General features: G+C 57.8%; 10 protein-coding genes. 5 read left to right on the top strand and 5 right to left on the bottom strand.

Annotation, left to right across the window (positions count from 1 at the left end; translation table 11 throughout):
• Nucleotides 1-13 precede the first annotated feature (13 nt).
• Nucleotides 14-448 (bottom strand): large-conductance mechanosensitive channel protein MscL, encoded by a 435-nt coding sequence (mscL, locus tag ACZZ0Q_RS19020; protein WP_463541184.1) that lies wholly within the window; start codon nt 446-448, stop codon nt 14-16.
• A 163-nt stretch (nt 449-611) separates the two neighbouring features.
• Between mscL and ACZZ0Q_RS19015 the strand changes: the two genes are divergently transcribed.
• The 4 genes from ACZZ0Q_RS19015 (at nt 612) to radA (ending at nt 4,726) form a co-directional block, all read left to right on the top strand.
• On the top strand, nt 612-863 hold the full coding sequence (locus ACZZ0Q_RS19015) for a YdcH family protein (RefSeq protein WP_463541185.1): 252 nt from the start codon (nt 612-614) through the stop codon (nt 861-863).
• Between the two features lie 320 nt (nt 864-1,183).
• Nucleotides 1,184-2,707, top strand: coding sequence for a catalase KatB (gene katB, locus ACZZ0Q_RS19010; RefSeq protein ID WP_463541186.1), 1,524 nt, complete (start codon nt 1,184-1,186; stop codon nt 2,705-2,707).
• 54 nt (nt 2,708-2,761) lie between these two features.
• On the top strand, nt 2,762-3,310 hold the full coding sequence (locus tag ACZZ0Q_RS19005; protein ID WP_463541187.1) for an ankyrin repeat domain-containing protein: 549 nt from the start codon (nt 2,762-2,764) through the stop codon (nt 3,308-3,310).
• 48 nt (nt 3,311-3,358) lie between these two features.
• A complete protein-coding gene (radA, locus tag ACZZ0Q_RS19000) occupies nt 3,359-4,726 on the top strand; it encodes a DNA repair protein RadA (RefSeq protein ID WP_122492900.1) in 1,368 nt (455 codons plus the stop codon).
• A 139-nt stretch (nt 4,727-4,865) separates the two neighbouring features.
• Here the strand turns inward: radA and ACZZ0Q_RS18995 are convergent, their stop codons facing one another.
• The 3 genes from ACZZ0Q_RS18995 to ACZZ0Q_RS18985 all read right to left on the bottom strand — a co-directional run bounded on the left by ACZZ0Q_RS18995 (nt 4,866) and on the right by ACZZ0Q_RS18985 (nt 8,648).
• Nucleotides 4,866-5,234, bottom strand: coding sequence for a PilZ domain-containing protein (locus ACZZ0Q_RS18995; protein WP_122492899.1), 369 nt, complete (start codon nt 5,232-5,234; stop codon nt 4,866-4,868).
• Nucleotides 5,235-5,317: 83 nt separating this feature from the next.
• Nucleotides 5,318-7,510: a hypothetical protein gene (locus tag ACZZ0Q_RS18990; protein ID WP_463541188.1), complete on the bottom strand. Its 2,193-nt coding sequence runs from the start codon at nt 7,508-7,510 to the stop codon at nt 5,318-5,320.
• Entirely contained in the window at nt 7,497-8,648 is a 1,152-nt protein-coding gene (locus ACZZ0Q_RS18985) for a DUF3142 domain-containing protein (RefSeq protein ID WP_463560846.1), read from the bottom strand. The genes ACZZ0Q_RS18990 and ACZZ0Q_RS18985 overlap by 14 nt, the downstream gene beginning before the upstream one ends.
• 197 nt (nt 8,649-8,845) lie before the next feature.
• Between ACZZ0Q_RS18985 and ACZZ0Q_RS18980 the strand changes: the two genes are divergently transcribed.
• Nucleotides 8,846-9,352, top strand: a complete 507-nt coding sequence (locus ACZZ0Q_RS18980) for a DUF3015 domain-containing protein (protein ID WP_463541190.1) — start codon at nt 8,846-8,848, stop codon at nt 9,350-9,352.
• 108 nt (nt 9,353-9,460) lie between these two features.
• Here ACZZ0Q_RS18980 and ACZZ0Q_RS18975 read toward each other — a convergent pair whose 3' ends face one another.
• Nucleotides 9,461-18,223 carry a two-partner secretion domain-containing protein gene (locus tag ACZZ0Q_RS18975; RefSeq protein WP_463560844.1) on the bottom strand — a complete coding sequence of 2,921 codons (8,763 nt, stop codon included), beginning with the start codon at nt 18,221-18,223 and terminating at the stop codon, nt 9,461-9,463.
• Nucleotides 18,224-18,228 lie beyond the last annotated feature (5 nt).

Below are 18,228 nucleotides of genomic sequence, written 5' to 3'. Positions count from 1 at the left end.
CGAACGGCAAGGGTCAGAGCGGTTGTTGCCTGTCTACGGTGGGCGGCACAGGCGCTTGCTCGGTTTTCAGTAGGTCGCGAATTTCAGTCAGCAACACCACTTCGGCAGTTGGCGCAGCAGGCGCTTTGGCGTGCTCTTTGTGCAGTTTGTTGATGACCTTCACGCCCATGAAAATGGCGAAGGCCACGATCACGAAGTCCAGGCAGGTTTGCAGGAATTTGCCGTAGGCCAGCAGCACGGCCGGGGCGTCACCCTGGGCGGCTTTGAGGGTGATGGCGAGATCAGAAAAGTCGACGCCGCCAATCAACAGACCCAGAGGCGGCATGATCACATCGCCCACAAACGACGACACGATCTTGCCAAACGCGGCGCCGATGATGATACCGACCGCCATGTCGACGACATTGCCTTTGACTGCAAACGCTTTGAACTCGCTGAGTATGCTCATAGATCGACTCCCTGTTGCTAATGATGGTTGGGGGGCAGTGTAGAGCACCCGTTTCGCCGCTCCCAGCTTCAAGTGACCGGCCCTGGCGCCGGGCGTTCCCCGTTTTTGCCTCTGGTCTAGGCTGTCAGAGAGTCAACCCACCCATTGCGACAGGAGACGGCCTATGACCCTCGAACATCATCCGCTGCATGTGGAATACCCCGAATATCAGGGCGAGCTGCAACGGCTGCTGGGCCAGGACGCGCACTTCAGCAAACTCGCCGCCGAATACGCGGCGCTGGATAAGCAGATTTTCCAGGTGGAGGACGGGCGTCAGGCCATGGATGACATGGCGCTCAAGGCGCTGAAAAACGAGCGGGTGAGACTCAGCCTCGACATTGCGCAACGGCTGGAAAAGGCAGCCAAAGACGGTTAGTTCGCCCACGCGGGCCAAGCCGCTCGCCCAGGGAGCGGGTTGGTCCGCCTAAACCGTCTTTATATAGACGGAATAATGTAATTAACGTTTCGGTTATTTCTGGTTTATGCTCGCGGCAGGTTTGGTATTTATTTCGAATTGATATCGGTCAGTTACTTATGTGGGTAGTAAGTTATTCGCGCGAATACGCCTGCATTGTTCCATCAACTAGCAGTTTCTCTTTATCGGTTCGGTTGGAAGTTTCTATTTAGAAACTCGGCACTGCCGCTCTAGTCTCCTAAAGCGCAATCGATGCGCTGAAGAATAATAGGGAGACGATCATGAGTAGAAAAACCTTTGTTCCTGCCACCTCACTGTTTTGTGTGGGGTTTCTTTCCCTCTCCGTCCAGGCCGCCACGCTCACGCGCGATAACGGCGCAGCGGTAGGCGACAACCAGAACTCGCAAACGGCCGGTGCCACGGGCCCGGTGCTGCTGCAAGACGTACAACTGCTGCAAAAGCTGCAACGGTTTGACCGCGAGCGCATTCCTGAGCGTGTCGTACACGCCCGTGGCACCGGGGCCCATGGCACGTTCACGGTGACCAACGACCTCAGCGACCTGAGCAAAGCCAAGGTGTTTGCCGCCGGCGAAGTCACGCCGGTGTTCGTGCGCTTCTCCGCCGTAGTACACGGCAACCACTCCCCCGAAACCCTGCGCGACCCCCGTGGTTTTGCCACCAAGTTCTACACCGCCGACGGTAACTGGGACTTAGTAGGTAATAACTTCCCAACTTTCTTTATTCGCGATGCCATCAAGTTTCCCGATATGGTGCACGCCTTTAAGCCGGACCCGCGTACCAACTTGGATGATGATTCGCGCCGGTTTGATTTTTTCTCCCATGTGCCTGAATCGACCCGTACGTTAACCGAGCTGTATTCCAACTACGGCACCCCGGCCAGCTATCGGCAAATGGACGGTAATGGTGTGCACGCGTACAAGTTGGTTAATGCCAACGGTGAAATCCGTTATGTGAAGTTTCACTGGAAAACCTTGCAAGGCATTAATAATCTGGACCCCAAACAAGTCGAGCAAGTGCAGGGCAAGGACTACAGCCACTTGGGCAATGATCTGATCGCGCACATTAAAAAAGGCGACTTCCCCAAATGGGATCTGTACGTGCAAGTGCTCAAGCCTGAACAGCTGAGCTCGTTCGCGTTCGACCCGCTGGACGCCACTAAAATCTGGCCGGATGTGCCCGAGCGCAAAGTGGGGCAGATGGTGCTTAACCGCAATACCGACAACGTGTTCCAGGAGACCGAACAGGTGGCCATGGCGCCCGCCAATCTGGTGCCTGGCATCGAACCTTCCGAAGACCGTTTGCTGCAGGGTCGCGTGTTTTCCTACGCCGATACCCAGCTCTATCGCCTGGGCGCGAATGCCTTGCAGTTGCCCATCAACCAGCCGCGGGTGAAGGTGAACAACGGCAATCAGGACGGCGCCATGAACAGCGGCAAAACCACCTCGGGGGTCAACTATCAGCCCAGCCGCCTGGAGCCGCGTGAAGAAGTTGCCAGCGCGCGCTACAGCAGCTTGCCGCTGTCGGGCAGCACTGAGCAGAAGAAGATTCAGCGCGAGCAAAACTTCAAACAGGCCGGTGATCTGTACCGCTCTTACAGCAAGAAAGAGCGCGACGATCTGATCGCAAGCTTCGGCGGTTCGTTGGCTACCACCGATGAGCAGAGCAAGCACATCATCCTGTCGTTCTTGTACAAGGCCGACCCTGAATACGGCACGGGTGTCGCGAAGGTCGCCAAGGGCGACTTGGAGCGAGTGAAAGCCTTGGCCGCCAAGCTGTCGGACTAAGGGTAATAGCGGCGGCCTTCTGCTGAGGGCCGCCGTTTTTTCAGGAGCGCTGTGATGATTATTCGAACCGTTGTACTGCTCGGCGCATTGGCATTCAGCGCGCTGGTTTCGGCGGCTACTCCGAGCGAGCCCGCCGATGTACAGGCGCAACTGCGCAGCTACTTTTTTGAGGCAGCACGGGCAGGCGATGTACCGGTGCTGCAAACCTTTATCGACGCCCATTACCCGCTCGATAGCCAGGATGAGAAGGGCTACACCGCATTGATTCTGGCGGCCTACCACGGCCAGCAAGCGGCCGTGGAGCTGCTGTTGCAGGCCGGTGCCGACGCCTGTCAGCAAGACCAGCGCGGCAACACTGCCTTGATGGGCGCCATTTTCAAGGGCGAGGTGAGCATTGCCCGGCGCCTGCTGGCAACCGATTGCAACCCGGACCAACGCAACGGCGCCGGCCAAACCGCCGCCATGTACGCCGGCCTGTTCAACCGCGCGGAACTGCTCGATGCCCTGGCCGCCAAAGGTGCGGATTTGAACGCCGAAGATGGCCTGGGCAACAGCGCCGCTCGGCTGGCCACCGGTGAAATTCGCACGCCCGCGCCGCGTTGAAACGGGGTAGCTGCGTTATCATCGGCGCTTTTCGGCGAGGGGGTTGAGATGGCCAAGGCCAAGCGTATGTATGGCTGCACCGAGTGCGGTGCGACCTTCCCCAAATGGGCCGGCCAGTGCGGCGAATGCGGCGCCTGGAACACCTTGGTCGAAAGCATGATCGAGGTCGGCAGCGAAACGGCGGCCAGCGGACGTGCCGGTTGGGCTGGGCAACAGGCGCAGCTCAAAACCCTGGCCGAAGTCAGCGTTGAAGAAATGCCGCGCTTTTCCACCGCCTCGGTGGAGCTGGACCGCGTGCTCGGCGGCGGTCTGGTCGACGGCTCGGTGGTGCTGATCGGCGGCGACCCCGGCATCGGCAAATCCACCATCCTGCTGCAAACCCTATGCAACATCGCCACGCGCCTGCCGGCGCTGTACGTCACCGGCGAGGAATCGCAGCAACAAGTGGCCATGCGCGCCCGCCGTCTCGGTTTGCCGGAAGACAAGCTCAAGGTGATGACCGAAACCTGCATCGAATCGATCATCGCCACGGCGCGGGTAGAAAAGCCCAAGGTCATGGTGATCGACTCCATCCAGACGATATTTACTGAACAACTGCAATCGGCCCCCGGCGGCGTGGCGCAGGTACGTGAGAGCGCGGCGCTGTTGGTGCGCTATGCCAAACAGAGCGGCACGGCGATTTTTCTGGTCGGCCACGTGACCAAAGAAGGCGCGCTAGCGGGGCCGCGCGTACTCGAACATATGGTCGATACCGTGCTGTATTTCGAAGGCGAGTCCGACGGTCGCCTGCGCTTACTGCGGGCGGTGAAAAATCGCTTTGGCGCGGTGAACGAGCTGGGCGTGTTCGCGATGACAGACCGTGGCTTAAAGGAAGTGTCGAACCCTTCGGCCATTTTCCTCACCCGCGCTCAGGAAGAAGTGCCGGGCAGCGTGGTGATGGCGACGTGGGAAGGCACACGGCCGATGTTGATCGAGGTGCAGGCATTGGTCGATACCAGCCACCTGGCCAACCCGAGGCGCGTGACCCTGGGCCTGGACCAGAACCGGCTGGCGATGCTGCTCGCCGTGCTGCACCGCCATGGCGGTATTCCGACCCACGACCAGGACGTGTTTTTAAACGTGGTCGGTGGCGTGAAAGTGATGGAAACCGCGTCCGATCTGGCGCTGATGGCCGCCGTGATGTCGAGCCTGCGCAACCGGCCGCTGCCCCACGACTTGCTGGTCTTCGGCGAGGTGGGGTTGTCGGGTGAAGTGCGACCGGTGCCCAGTGGGCAGGAGCGTTTGAAAGAGGCGGCTAAACATGGCTTCAAACGCGCCATTGTGCCCAAAGGCAACGCGCCGAAAGAGTCGCCGCCAGGGCTGCAGATTATTGCGGTGACGCGGTTGGAGCAGGCGTTGGATGCGTTGTTTGAGTAGGGGCGGTGAAGCCAGCGCTGTTCACGACGCGCAGTCTTGGTTGGGGCTGAATAGGCGTTCGTCGAAATATTCTGGATCCCGAACCGTCGGACCGCCGCCTGCGCGGGGATGACGGTGGGGGGATAGAACGTCGTTTCCCTCAGGCCTCGCCGAGCGAGGTCAGTTCTCGCTCAAGCAAATCCTCATCACCCAGATTCAGCTCCACCAGCCGACGCAGATGACTGACCGAGTCGAGGTCGATGTGCCGGCATTCGAAGCCCAGCAAACCGCCTTCGTCGCGGGCCAGGGTGGCTTCCATGCGCACATGCACGTCGGGGCTCAGGTGCACATGGGCGTCGAACGGCTGGCTGACATCACCATTCCAGTTTTCCGGACGCTGTACCAGCAGGCCTTTTAGCGAAAGGTCGTGCAGTTCAACCGTCCAGCGCTGATCGCCTTGGGCGATTTCGGTGCTGGCGTCGAAGGCAATGCGCTGGAAGCGCCGACGCTCGTTGGTTGACTCACTCATGGGGTTTGCTCCAGTAGGCAGTGTCTATCCGATTTCATCGGGGCATTTCGGTTCCATCACTATAGCCAAGGCTGCGGCACCGGCTATGGCTGCGTTGGCTGAAGTGTGACGGCGCGCTTTTTTCGCCGGTAGCCCACCACTGCCAGGCCGGCGACCAGCGCCAGGCCGAACAGCCAGAATTTATGCGGGCGCAGGGCTTTCCAGGTGGTGTCGAGGCGGTACTGCCACAGGCGCTGGGTAACGTGCTCGAAATCCGGCTCCTCGCAGTTCTGGCCGAAATTTCCGGACCAGGGCACCACCGGTCCGTTGTCCACGTAACGCTGGTAATAGCGCTGCGCCAGCGGCAGGTCGCTGTAGATAATCCAGCCGGTGGCGCGGCACAGCGTGGCGGCGTAGGCCTGGCTGGTGGTCGGCAGCAAGTCGGCGGCTTGGTTAGCCAGTTCGGCCGCGACCCAGCGGTAGTGGTAGCGGTTGTTGGGCTGCGCCAGGTTGGCGTTTTGCCGCTCGGTTTCAGCTTGGCTCAACAGTCCACCTGGCGTCTGAACCTGCACCCGGTCCAGGGAATACATGCCGTCGAACCAGGCGAAGTCGGGCGACATTTCATACCCGAGCAACTCCATGCCTTGCCTGCGCGCCAGCTTGCCGGCCTGATAAAGCGCCTCGGCTTTACCCGTGTCGGTCCAGCGCGACTGCGCCGCTTGCCGGGCTTGGCCGTACTCGCGAGCAGCAGTTTGCAGGCTGACTTCATAGAAATAGCCCGGCGCCTCGTCATAGCGCCCGTCGCGCAACAGGCGGCGTGCCAGCAGTTGCCGCAGTTGGGCGGCGACTGAGCGCGGTTGGTAAACGTACGGTTCGGGCGGGGTGGCAATCGAGGGCGGGGCCGGCACGTTGGCGTCGACGAAGGCTTTCAGCTCGTCGGTGGTCAGCACCCGTTCGGCGACTTCGGCTGTGTCGCCCCAGTAGATATAACCGCTGCGGTACAAGGCTTCGAAGGCTTCGAGGTAGTCACCGCGTTGCAGCGCCAGAATGGCGCCTTCGCCCTCGACGCGGCAGTGCGGCTGCAGGGTTTCGCTGTTCCAGTCAGCGTCGCGGCGCCAGCCCCAGGACTCGTCTTCAGGAAAGGCCTGGGCGGCTTTGGCATAGGCGGCCTGGGCGCTGCTCTGATCGCCGTTGCGCAAGGCGATTTTTGCTCGCAGCCACCACGTCAGGCCATTGTCGGGCGCATGTTCGAGCAGGGCGGCGGTGGCGGCGTAGTCGCCCACTTGATAACTCAGCGCGGCGAGGCGGTCGGCGTTGGCCATATTGGCAATGTCGCCCCGTTGCAGCAGTTTCACCAAGGTTTGCTCGCCCGCTGGTTGCTCGCCATACGACCAGCCGGCATGGCTAATGAGGTAGGCCGTCAGCAGGCGCTGCACCGGCACTTGCTGAAGCAGCGGCGCCAGTTGCTCTTCCGGCATCTGGCTGAGGTCGACGGCAAGCGCCTTCATGGAGCTGTAGCCGGTGGTAGAGCCGAGTTTCAGCTGGCTGGCGTACAGCCCGATAGCAGCCGACCAATCCCCTTCATCCAGTTCCAGGCGCGCCTCTTCGCCGAGGCTGGCGATGCCCAGTTCCATGGCATCGCTGGCGCCGTCGAGCACCAGTTGGCGGGTTTGCTGGAAGGCTTGTTTGGCGCCGTCGACATCTGCCTGGCGCGCGTGGCTGAGTTGTTCATCGGTGAGGTCTGCGGCGCGCGCCGCGTCGGCGGAACGGGCCAGGCTGCGTCCCAGGGAATAGGCCGCCCAGGCGCCGCGCAGCTGACGTTCGCCGGCCGGCAGCGCCAGCACCTGACGGAAATACGCCTGCGCCGTGGCATCGTCCGCCTGCATGAACGCCACTGCGCCGGCGGTGTAAAGGCGCAGCTCGGCGGGCAAGCTTGCGCCCGCTGCTTCGGCCTGAGCGGCGTCGGTGAGCTGGCGCAGTTCGAGGATCTTCGCCATTTGGTCAGGGCTTAAACCTTTGGGCTCGGCCACTTCCCGCTCGTCGAGGTAGCGGTTTTGCGCTTCATCCCAGCGGCTTTCGGTGTCTGCTGGCGCTGCGGGTTTCAGGGCTGGCACCGAGACGGCGAGACGTCCGGCCTCGAAGGTGAAGTTGCTTTCAGGCAACTCGGCCAGACTGTTGGCGCGGTCGCCCAGCAATCGCAACGGGTAATCCGGGCCGCAGGCCTCGGCGGCGGCACTCGCCAGAACCGCACTGACGGCGACGGCAAGCACGTGACGACGCAACTTAAGGTGTGACACGAAATCCTCCTTGATCGAGATGATGGCAGCGTACCCAGCCGAGTACGCGGGTCTGGCCGGCGGCGAGTTGGGCGGGCTGTTGGCGCACGAAGCGTGGGTTGTCGAGCGGACCTTGCAGGCGGTAATCGCGCGCGCCGTCGCCGGCCTCGCAGCCTTTGGCTGGCGTCGTCAGTTCCGCGGGCAACGGGGCGGACGCGTTGCCCTGGTTGGTCACGCTCACTTCATACAGCGAACCGTGCTCAAGCACGACGACCTGCACATCGCCGCGCAACGGCTGCTGGTGCAGCACCGCTTGCAGCGTCGCCAGCGGCCAGGCACGGCGGTCCTCGGCCAGCGGCAGGCGAAACCATATCAGCCCGGTCAGGTGATTGATGGGCGTGCTTTGCAATTGTTTGAGCAATGCGGCCACTTGCTGTGGATCGGCTTGCAGCTCGCGGCGCGTGCCGCCTTGCATCGGCGGCGCTTCGCTTTCCACCTCGCCGTTGTCAGCCAGCGCCACGCCATAGGCGGGCAGGGCGAGCAAAAACGGTTTCGGGCTAAGCGCGCCGTAGGCAACGGCCCAACGCAGCGCCTGCTCTGGCTCGAACAAGCCAAGCGAAGGGCGGCGAACGGCGTGCACTTGCAGCACCGAACTGTCGACCTCGGCAAGCACAGCGGTCAGCGTCGGACTGCTCAGCCAGGCGGGCAGGGCGGTGATGCTCAGGGCGAGGTTAAGTGGGATTTGGCTGCGCAGGGTATGAAGAAAGGCGGCGTACTCGCTTAGCCGATTGCTCGCACAGTCGTGGTCAATTTCCACGCCACGCAGGTTCAAGCCCATTGCCTGCCAGGTGCTGATCAAAGTCTTCATCTGTACGGCGATAGCGGCGCTGTCGAGGCGGGGCAGTTGACCATCGAGGCGGATGACCGCCACCAGCGGCCGGCCATCTTGCTTGAGCAACTGCGGGTCGATGCGCGCCTGGATCCATCCTTCACGTGGATGCAGTTGCGCGGCCAATACGCGCAGCGTGGAAAAGTCGGCACGGCTTTGGGCAAGCGCTTGGGCATGGCTCGCGCGCCACTGCCGCTGCCAGATATACACCTGCTGATCCAGCGCAATCGCGGGCGGCCGCTCGCAGCCGGCCAGGGTGATGACGGCCAAAAAAACAACGCAAAGGGTTCGCCACAAAGGCAGTGAAACGGGCACGTGCAGCAGGGCTCAAGGGAGGCGGCGCGCCATGGTGCATGAGCGCTGAAGGCGTGCCAAGCCTACCGGTCGTCCGGCGTCGGTTTGACAGCGGGGTATGTGTCACCAAAGCTGCAAGAGCGTTTAAAAAACAATCACTGCGGAGCGCAGACATGGATAAGCGATTGCTTGGCAAAGGTTTGATAGTGGCGGTACTCAGCGCGGCCAGCTTTGCGGCCCAGGCCGATCAGGCCGGCGGCGGTGGCTGCGGATGGGGCAACATGCTGTTTGAAGGGCAGCGCGGCCTAGCGCCACACTTGCTCGCGACTACCACCAACGGCACGTCCGGGAACGCCACGTTTGGCCTCACCTCTGGCACCAACGGCTGCGACTCGCACGTCAAACTCGGGTACGGCGGCCGCTCCATGCTGGCCATGAACGGCATGCTCGACTCCATTGCCGAAGACATGGCCCAAGGTCAGGGGGAAGCGTTAGACGCCTACGCCACGTTGCTCGGCGTTGAAAAAGGCGACCGCGCGCACTTCGCCCAGGTGACCCATCAAAACTTCGGCAACATTTTCTCCAAGGCGGACGTGACCAGCGAGCAAGTGCTGGCCAATACGCTGGATGTGATGAGCAAAGACGCCCAACTGGCACGGTATGCCAAGCAACCGGCTTAACGTCGGACGCTAAATTGCAGGCACAAAAAAAGGGCTGGTTAGAAACCAGCCCTTTTTTATTGAGGTTGGTGGGTTAGTGAGCACCCACCGCTATGGCATTTACGAGGTTTACATTTTTAAAGCTGCTGGTTTCCTCGACGTAAAGTTGTAGATGAATCGTCCTTGCGATACTTCCTTGATAGTGATGTACGTCTCCGAACTCTTACCGTATTTACTCCCCACCGGCTTGATCCCGACTGCCTGCTCGCCCGTCACGATACGCATGCCGTGAAGCTTTTTTAGCGACGAAGCGTCGGTGATTTTTATGTTAACGGGCTTGCCATTAGGGCCTACAACCTTAACGGTCACCGGCGCGGTTTTCAGCGAGTTCACCGTGGCGTTGTCAGGCGCGTTGAGTTTCGCCAAGGCATTCTTTAGCTGCGTGCCGACCTGTTGCGACGTTATGTGGCGAGCTAAGTCGTTATTACCGCTGGTACGCTTGCGTGCTGGAACCTTAATCGCAACGTCCGCGCTCGCTGTACTGACGGGCTGCTTGGATGATGAATCGGGAGCATCCACGTCTGCGCTCGCCACATTGGTCGGCCGCGACGGCGCGCTCGGCAAATCTACGTCTGCGCTTGCCACGCTGGTTGGTCGAGACGGAGCGTTAGGCACATCCACGTCTGCGCTCGCCACGCTGGTTGGTCGCGATGGAGCGTTAGGCACATCCACGTCTGCGCTCGCCACGCTGGTTGGTCGCGATGGAGCGCTCGGCAAATCTACGTCTGCGCTTGCCACGCTGGTTGGTCGAGACGGAGCGTTAGGCACATCCACGTCTGCGCTTGCCACGCTGGTTGGTCGCGATGGCGCGCTAGGCACATCTACGTCTGCGCTCGCCACGCTGGTTGGTCGAGACGGAGCGTTAGGCACATCCACGTCTGCGCTCGCCACGCTGGTTGGTCGCGATGGAGCGCTCGGCAAATCTACGTCTGCGCTTGCCACGCTGGTTGGTCGCGATGGCGCGTTAGGCACATCCACGTCTGCGCTCGCCACGCTGGTTGGTCGCGATGGAGCGGTAGGCACATCTACGTCTGCGCTCGCCACGCTGGTTGGTCGCGATGGAGCGTTAGGCACATCCACGTCAGCGCTCGCCACGCTGGTTGGTCGCGATGGAGCGTTAGGCACATCTACGTTTGCGCTCGCCGCGCTGGTTGGTCGCGATGGAGCGTTTTGAAGACCTACGTTTGCGCTCGCCGCGCTGGTTGGTTGCGATGGGGCGTTAGGCACATCCACGTCTGCGCTCGCCACGCTGGTTGGTCGCGATGGAGCGTTAGGCACATCTACGTTTGCGCTCGCCGCGCTGGTTGGTCGAGACGGAGCGTTTGGCAGATCAACAGAGCTGGTAGATGGCCGGGCAGCAGAAGGAGGATTGGCCGAGCCGGTGTCAGCAAGCTTTCGCTGAGGCTCAACTTTGTTTTTCTTCTTCTGCTTGCTATAGGTCGGCAAGCTAAGCTCGATTTTAATGTCGGTACCCGCGATCTTCCGATTCTGCGTTACGTTAGTCAGCTTATTGCCGTCGCGGTTGAGTTGCCCTACCACGCCGCCGCCCACACTCATCTCCATACCACCCAAGTCGACGGTACTGTTTTGCGTGGCGTTGTATTTAACCTGATCAACGCGACCGGCCTGAATGGTCACCGACGGCACGCCCGTCTTGCTCACGCCAGCGCCTCCGCCACCGTAGCCACCATCTTTGTTACGGAAGTCTTCCAGAGCAGCAGCCGTAGTGGTGCCCTCTACTCGATATGAGCCTTGACCCGAAGAGTTAAGAATGTGGGCGCCGGTAAGCGTTTGGTTGCCCCCTACGTAGAAGTCCATGGAACCGGAGCTGATACCCGATTGCTCAGCGGTCAGGCGGCTATTGTCATAGTCCTTGCCGCCAGAACCCGAGAAGCTACCGGTTGGCTGGATAATTCCATTGGTAGTGACTGCGACCCCTACAGAAGCGCTCCAACTGCCACGCTCATGCTCCATGTTATGAACATCCTGTTTGCTCGTGATGTTCTGGTTGCCGTCAATGTGGTAATCCAAATGGCCGGCTTCGATGTTGGCGCCTTCCATATTGTGGTCACCTTTGGCCTTGATGCTGACGTCGGTGCCGCTAATCATCCCGTTAGTGAAGGTCTGCGAGTTTTCCTTGGTTTTGTCGTAGTTACCGTCCGCGCCTATCGACACTCCAGCCCCGGCTCCCATTGGGCCTACGCTGACGGAATCTGTGAGGCCAACGTTATGGATCATGGTTTCCGATTTGCTGGTGCTACTGCTTTGAGCTGCGCGCTGATTGATATCTCCCGCAGAATCGAGGGCTACGCTACCTCCGGCGATATTCACTCCGTTTAGATCAATGTTGCCCCTGGTGGTTGTCAGACTGATGTTCCCACCGATTTGATTGATGTTTTCGGATTTGCTTTCTGTCTCAGTGGTGGTCTTAGTGTTCTTGACACCCACACTCCGAGACGCGCCAAGTGTGTCGCCGAAGACAGCCTGCGTAACGTTGCCAGCTTGAGCGGCTGCGGTAAGCGCTGGATCAATCTCCATACCATCGTTAGCCTTTTCGATGGTTTTTTGAATATTCGCCGAAACATCCAGCAGCGAAGAGTGAGCTTCCGCGGTCGCTCCGATGAATGTCTCTTCCCGTTCAAATGTATGTTTGTGGGTGTCCTCAAACTTCGTGGTTTTAATCTCATCCGCGACAATGTCAAGCGTAGGCATTGAGTTGCGCATGTCTTCGATTTCCTGAGCGCTCATGGTTTCGCGCTGTTCAGCGGTTAGCTGCGCGTAGGCGTTGATATCAGCGCCACCGATGTCGAGCGTGCCTCTTACGTTCATTGAGCCGCTGCCAAGGTTCAGCTGCGAGTTCGTATAAACCTTGTCCTGAATGACCTCCTTGGTCTCAACGATTTCCAGCCCAACTCTGGCCCGCACGCCGTTTGTATCTCCGCGATTCTTGTTAGCTCCGGAAACGTCGCCGCCGTTTTCATTAAGGTCTTTATCAGAGAAGGACGGATTTTTGCCGCCAGTAGGCCCCTGTTGAGTATCAAAATTATTAAAACCAGCCTTCGCTTCATGGCCCACTGCCCCTGCAGTAACGTCAGCAACAATTTGCATCGTTTTCTGGACTTTCTCGTAGTTAGCGAGTTCTTTGCCGGCTGCAACCGTCACATCTCCGCCAATGTCCACCTCGCTGCTTAAGGCATTAACGTCGCTACCCGTTACGTTCCAATTGCCGCCGGCGGTGATGGTCAGTTCGTTAGCATTGAGTTGGTTGCCATGGGAAGAAGCGTTCCCGAAGGTCTCTCTCGTAGTTTGGACAGAAAGGAAGCCATGCTCGGTACTCGATGTGAAGTCGGAACTGACCTCCATAATGTCTTCCATGTTCACATCGCCAACAGCTTGTAACTCCACGCGATCTGCCGCTGTTTGGGCGCCGATCAGGTTAATGTTCCCACCGGAAGCGACTTTCAAAGAAGAAACCGCGTCGTCAGCAACTTTTCCTGCTTGCGACTGCTGCATGACCTCTTCGAATATTGCTCGAACGTCCGGTTTGGGAACTTCCAACTTGGGCTTGGCCGCAGCTGCTACATGCGGTGCAGCAGCACCCGCTGGGTCCGACGGCCCATTCTCGGCCGCCGCTAGCGCAGCGGCCGCAGCTGCTGCGGCCGCACGAGCGGCTGCTTGTGCTTGTTGTTCTTTTTCCAAGGCGTCGAGTTTCTGTTCGATACCCGCAGCGGTCTGGCCGCCGCCAAGGAAGCCGTTGTTGCGCACTTCCAGGTTTCCCTTCTCGTTGAAGCCAGTGGTGGCCGTGCTGGTCACGCCCGTGCCGCCCACAACATTTTGTTCGAAGCCTTGGAGGTTGCCCCCTTGATTTAGCACGTTACCTTCAGCGGCTACGGTGAGGCGGCCTCGGTCGCCGCTGTAGATGCCGGTGTCGGTCCCGCCTTGGGAAACGTTATTAACGTCGGTTTCTGAATAGATCACGGTGTCATTCTTACTGCGCATCACACCGTTGATGTTATCTACCGACGTTGCATCAACGTATATGTTTTCCGCGGTAATCATGCCGCCGCTGTTTTGATCTTGCTTGCGCGCTTCAAGTGTGCTCTTGCTCACGTACAACTTGGGCGCAAGAACAGTCTGGCCATCCACTATTTGCGGCTCGTACCAGACAATGTCGCTCTCCAGGTTCTCGTATTGCTCTTGCGTGAGCGGTTGCCCCAGTACGAAACCCTGCTTGGCCGCTTCTACGGCCGCGTTGTCCAGAAGTTGTTGCACCAATTTAGGACCGCTCAGCCCTTTATTCACGGCGAAGAAGTTACCGACGGTTTGGTCAATTGAACGAACGATAAGCTCGTTATCAAAGTATGCGTCGCCGAGCACAGTAACGGTCAAACTTGGGTCATAGCCGATTTTTCCGAACAGATATTCCGACCCGTAGAACGCGTCTGTGTCGTACGACACGCGAGTTGTGTACAACGGATAGATACCTTGGTACGCAGGACGCGCTTGGCCCGTGACTGGATCAATCGTAACGGAAGTGTTAACCAGGCTAAAGTCAGGCAGCGGGTTAGCTGTAAATAATGGATTGTCCTTAATTAATTCTTCTAACGTGTCCAGTGAGTTAAGGGCGTTGCGTAGGTCTTCCAGATAATCGCCGTTGAAGTCGAAAGCGCTGTCGCGATTGAACAGGGCGTCCAATTCGCCGGCTACGGTAGTTAACTGCTCGTCGCCAATTTGTACATCAATGGTGCGGTTTTCTCCCCACTCTACGCCGATGCCGTTTTTAAGCGACCCGCCGGTGTGAAGAAGAGTGCCGCCAGCCGAGATCTCGGCCTGTTTGTCAGCGTAAAAGTCCATTGTTTGGTCGGGTGCGGATTTAAAGGCAACCCAGCGTTTACGCATCGTGGCGTGGTTCAGGTTCTTCCAGTCCGCGCCGAAGATGGCGCTTAACAACGTATTACCTTCAGGTGTTGAGGTTTTGCGCAGGGAATACATCCATTTGTCAAAACCCTGAATCACTATTGCAGATGAGTCTTCTGCTAAAAGATTCTTGTCGAACAAGTCAAATAGGTTTGTATGGAGCTCCGGGCCATCATGCACAACACCGCTAGTTACGCTCCACCGCGCGTAAGCGCCTGCGTTTTTCAGCATGTCGATCAGCGAAATATGTTTTGCGGCGCCGAAGTTTTCCAGGTCTCCGAAAATTGACATGTTTTTGCCGGCTAGAATCTGGCCTCCAAGGTTGCGAACTAATGGATTTCCAACTTTACCGGACCCTTGGTTGATAAATAAATTGCCGCTTGCTTTGATTATCCCTTGTTTGACCACTAACTCGTCCGCAGAGTAGCGTGGCGTCCAGAACTCGGTATGAAAGTATTCTGTCTCGATCAACCCGTAGTCTTCCGAATACCAATTATCTGTATGCACAATGCCCTTATCACCGCCGATTTCTTTCAGCGTGATATCGCCAGTCAGTTCGCTGCGGTTTTCCAACAGGGCTGCATCAATTTTGATATCGCCGCCGCTTTCAATTCGACCTACATCGTTGATGACTGCATTCGCTGCAAGTGTCAGGTTCTCGGAGGTGCGAAACATCCCGTCGCGCCAGTTGGTGATGGTCGTACCTGCCTTAAGAACAATGGCATTTTTAGCCCAAATAAGGCGCTTGGCGAGATTGTCTATGCTGCCTTTCGCGTCGATATTGAGCCATCCGCCACTAAAAATATCCCCGTCGTTACGCACGTTGCCAGCTGCGTTGATCTGAACGCTACCGGGGTTGCTGAGTGATCCATTCACCTGCAAGTCGTGCGTGTTAAGGGTGAGCAAAACGTCAGCGGTGGGGCCTTTATCGCCTACGCCGATCACCATGCTCGCGCCGTTTTTCATATTGACGGTAGTGGTTTTTTTAGAGTGAACGGTCGCGGTGTTTTTTATCTCTTCGGTGCTGATATCCAAATGTTCAGACGCTAGAACAAAACTGTTTTGGGCATCGAATTGCTTGGCATCGATGGTGACCAAATCCCCTTTTGTCGTAGCACCGCCTTCGCTCAGGAACTTGCCGTCCGCAGTGATATTAACGTTTGTTCCATCTATTTCGGCTTTGTTGCTATTAGTTACAGTGCCGCCTGCGATATCCAGCGTGTCGCCGGTAATGATAGCGTTGTCGTTTACAATCCCACCTTTAGCACTGAGATTCACGACGCCGCTTTCGATTAAAGAGCCCGACTCGTTTTGAATGTCGCCGCTCACGGTGACGTTCAGCGATTTTTCGGCCGAGATCGTCGATTCGCCTGAGTTAACTACTTTTGCCGCGGTTATAGTTACGTCTTTGGCAAAGATCATCGACTCGTCAGAGTTTGTTAATGTGCCCCCGGCTGAAATAATAAAGCGGTTGTTGGAAGCGATCATCGAGCCGGTGAGGTTGTTAATATCTTCGGCACTCGTCATCGTTAGTGTGTCTTCGACGAAAATGTTGGCACCGTTTTCGTTTGTCAGCGTTTCGCCGCTGATCAATGTGAGGTTTTGGCCCGCATACACGCTACCTTCTGCGTTCGTTAAATTGCCGCCCGCTTGGAAAATTGTATTGTCCCCTAATGCGGAGATATCCGCAGCCGTCCAAATATCCTTACCGGCGGTAAATTCAAGATCGCCCGATGAAACGATGTAGGTATTGAATTCGTTATGGATGCTGTTCTTCGCGGAGAGTTTTGTGTCGCCTGTAGTCTCTATTTTTGCACCGTCTCGGTTAAAGATATCTTTCGCATAAGCAGTTAAGGTGCCAGCCTGGATTAATCCTGCGTTGTCGAAAGTTTTTTGCAAATCAAGCGACATGGCACCGTCGCTCACTATTATCTCTCCGTCGCCAGTTGAGGTTAGCGCGTCGAGGGTAATGTGCAGATCTTTCTCCGACTTTATGGTGCCCTCGCTGGTCAGGCTACTTTCCTGGCCGCCCATGCTGGTTATGCGCAAGCTTTCCTTACCGACGATCCCTGCACGCGTGCCGTTAGTATGTTCACCTGCACCCAGTTCGAGGGCGAGCGAGCCCTGGGCACCGAGGCCACCTTCGTTACGTAATAGTCCGGCTTTAATAGTTGCGTCGCCGCCCGCGCTCAGACCGCCGCATAATAGTTGTTCGCCGCCGGCAACCTGCGCACCGCTAAAACACAGGTTGGCTAACACATCTGCTGTTAATGCAATGTCGCCGGCTGTTTGCACGATGCCTTGGTTAGTTAGCTTCTCTGCACTGATGTTAATACCCAGTGTACTGGTGTCTTTTATTAACCCTTCTTTGTTGTCGAAGCGGTTGGCGCTGATATCAATGCCACCATCAGATAACAACGCGGCTGTTTGTTTCAGTACGAATTCGGCGGCTGAAACGCCTACGCCGTCCGCTATCGAGGGGGAACCTATTGATCCGATTAAACCGTTCTCAATCGGAAGCAGATTCATTCCATCTTTATCGAAGAGTTCCATTTCGCCAGCCAACGTAAAATCATCAACGTCGATGATTACCGCTTTCGTAACGCTGGTGGCTTGTTTACCAGTGGCATGCACAACCGCGTTGTCAATGAGCAAACCTTGCGCTTTGACATTGAGCATGTCGGTTTGAATGTCGTTATTAACGCGAACATTCTTATCTGCATGAAGATCTAGGGAGCCAGCGATTCGCGCGCCGTCGCCCGGATCGCTGGCCCCTAGGGTGATGGAATCTTTACTAAGCAGAATGCCGTTGCGGCCGGTGGTGAGGCGATTCACCGCTATGTTCGAACTGCTTTTCAGCATCGCGTCGTTGCCTGCTTCGACGCTTTTGATTGAAATGTCAGCGGCTTCTAGGGTTACGTCAAAGCTGCTATGCATTTCGTCCAGAACGACATCGCCATTCGAGGAGATGAGAATGTCTTTAGCCGAATGAATCTGGCCGTCATGGCGGACGCCCGCGCCGGACTCAGTGCTTCGCAGGGTAATAAACCGGCCGTGCATGGCACCCGCTGCGGAACCGCTGATTGCCACTTGCGGCGTATTCGCTGCGCTGGTGGCCTGGACGTAGTGACGGCGATTTTCGAGGTTGTAGGTATTAAGACCCGCGATGAGACCGATATCCGTCTGCGCAGAGGCAGAGCCGACTTCGCCATTGATATCGATGCCGCGTGCAACGACCTCGAAATAACTCAGACCGTCGGTATTCACCCCTTCGGCGCCGATGATTATGCGCCCGCTGGATTCGCCTACGGTAAGGCCCCACGGATCGGCGCTAGTTCCGAAGCGGCCCGTGCTGGTTATAAGGCCGCCGCTGTTCAGCGTCATGACGCCGTTCAGGTACAGGCCGTTGGGGTTTACGATGAACAAGTCCGCTCGCCCGCCGAAGACTTCAAGTGTACCGGACAGGCTGCTGACGCCATTGCCTGTTACTTCCGTAAGGATCGCGGTGGCTTCGTTTCTCAGGTTCGGGTTATGGATAACATAGCCACCCATCTGGCTGTCACCATCGTGCATGCTGTTGTTGAAAATGAGCCCTGGCTTCGTCACGTTAAAATCGTTGACACGGTTATGAGAAAGGCCTTTGCCATTAGGGTCGGCGATTTCCATCACCGGTACGTTGTTGGCGGATTGGGTCATATTTGGTTGTTGGTTTGGCGTTATCACAATTTGTGCGAATGCCTGGGGCAAGATTCCAAGCAGCGCGAGAGGCAGCGCTTTCAGAGCCCAGCGATGTGTACCGGTAGCGGATGCGCCCCGCGTTTGCCCAGGTTTGCGTTGTGCTGTGCAGATTTCTGCGACGGGGATCAAGCAGCCAATGGTTTTGCTCAATATCAGTCGAAAACAATTTTTGTTCATGAAAG

It is taken from the genome of Pseudomonas sp. AC070 (assembly GCF_979258635.1).
This window is presented reverse-complemented; position numbering and strand designations above follow the sequence as displayed.

Bases quoted from the DNA above. Each gene is read 5' to 3' on its own strand.
- mscL (WP_463541184.1), bottom strand. From the start codon at position 448: ATGAGCATACTCAGCGAGTTCAAAGCGTTTGCAGTCAAAGGCAATGTC.
- ACZZ0Q_RS19015 (WP_463541185.1), top strand. From the start codon at position 612: ATGACCCTCGAACATCATCCGCTGCATGTGGAATACCCCGAATATCAG.
- katB (WP_463541186.1), top strand. From the start codon at position 1,184: ATGAGTAGAAAAACCTTTGTTCCTGCCACCTCACTGTTTTGTGTGGGG.
- ACZZ0Q_RS19005 (WP_463541187.1), top strand. From the start codon at position 2,762: ATGATTATTCGAACCGTTGTACTGCTCGGCGCATTGGCATTCAGCGCG.
- radA (WP_122492900.1), top strand. From the start codon at position 3,359: ATGGCCAAGGCCAAGCGTATGTATGGCTGCACCGAGTGCGGTGCGACC.
- ACZZ0Q_RS18995 (WP_122492899.1), bottom strand. From the start codon at position 5,234: ATGAGTGAGTCAACCAACGAGCGTCGGCGCTTCCAGCGCATTGCCTTC.
- ACZZ0Q_RS18980 (WP_463541190.1), top strand. From the start codon at position 8,846: ATGGATAAGCGATTGCTTGGCAAAGGTTTGATAGTGGCGGTACTCAGC.
- ACZZ0Q_RS18975 (WP_463560844.1), bottom strand. From the start codon at position 18,223: ATGAACAAAAATTGTTTTCGACTGATATTGAGCAAAACCATTGGCTGC.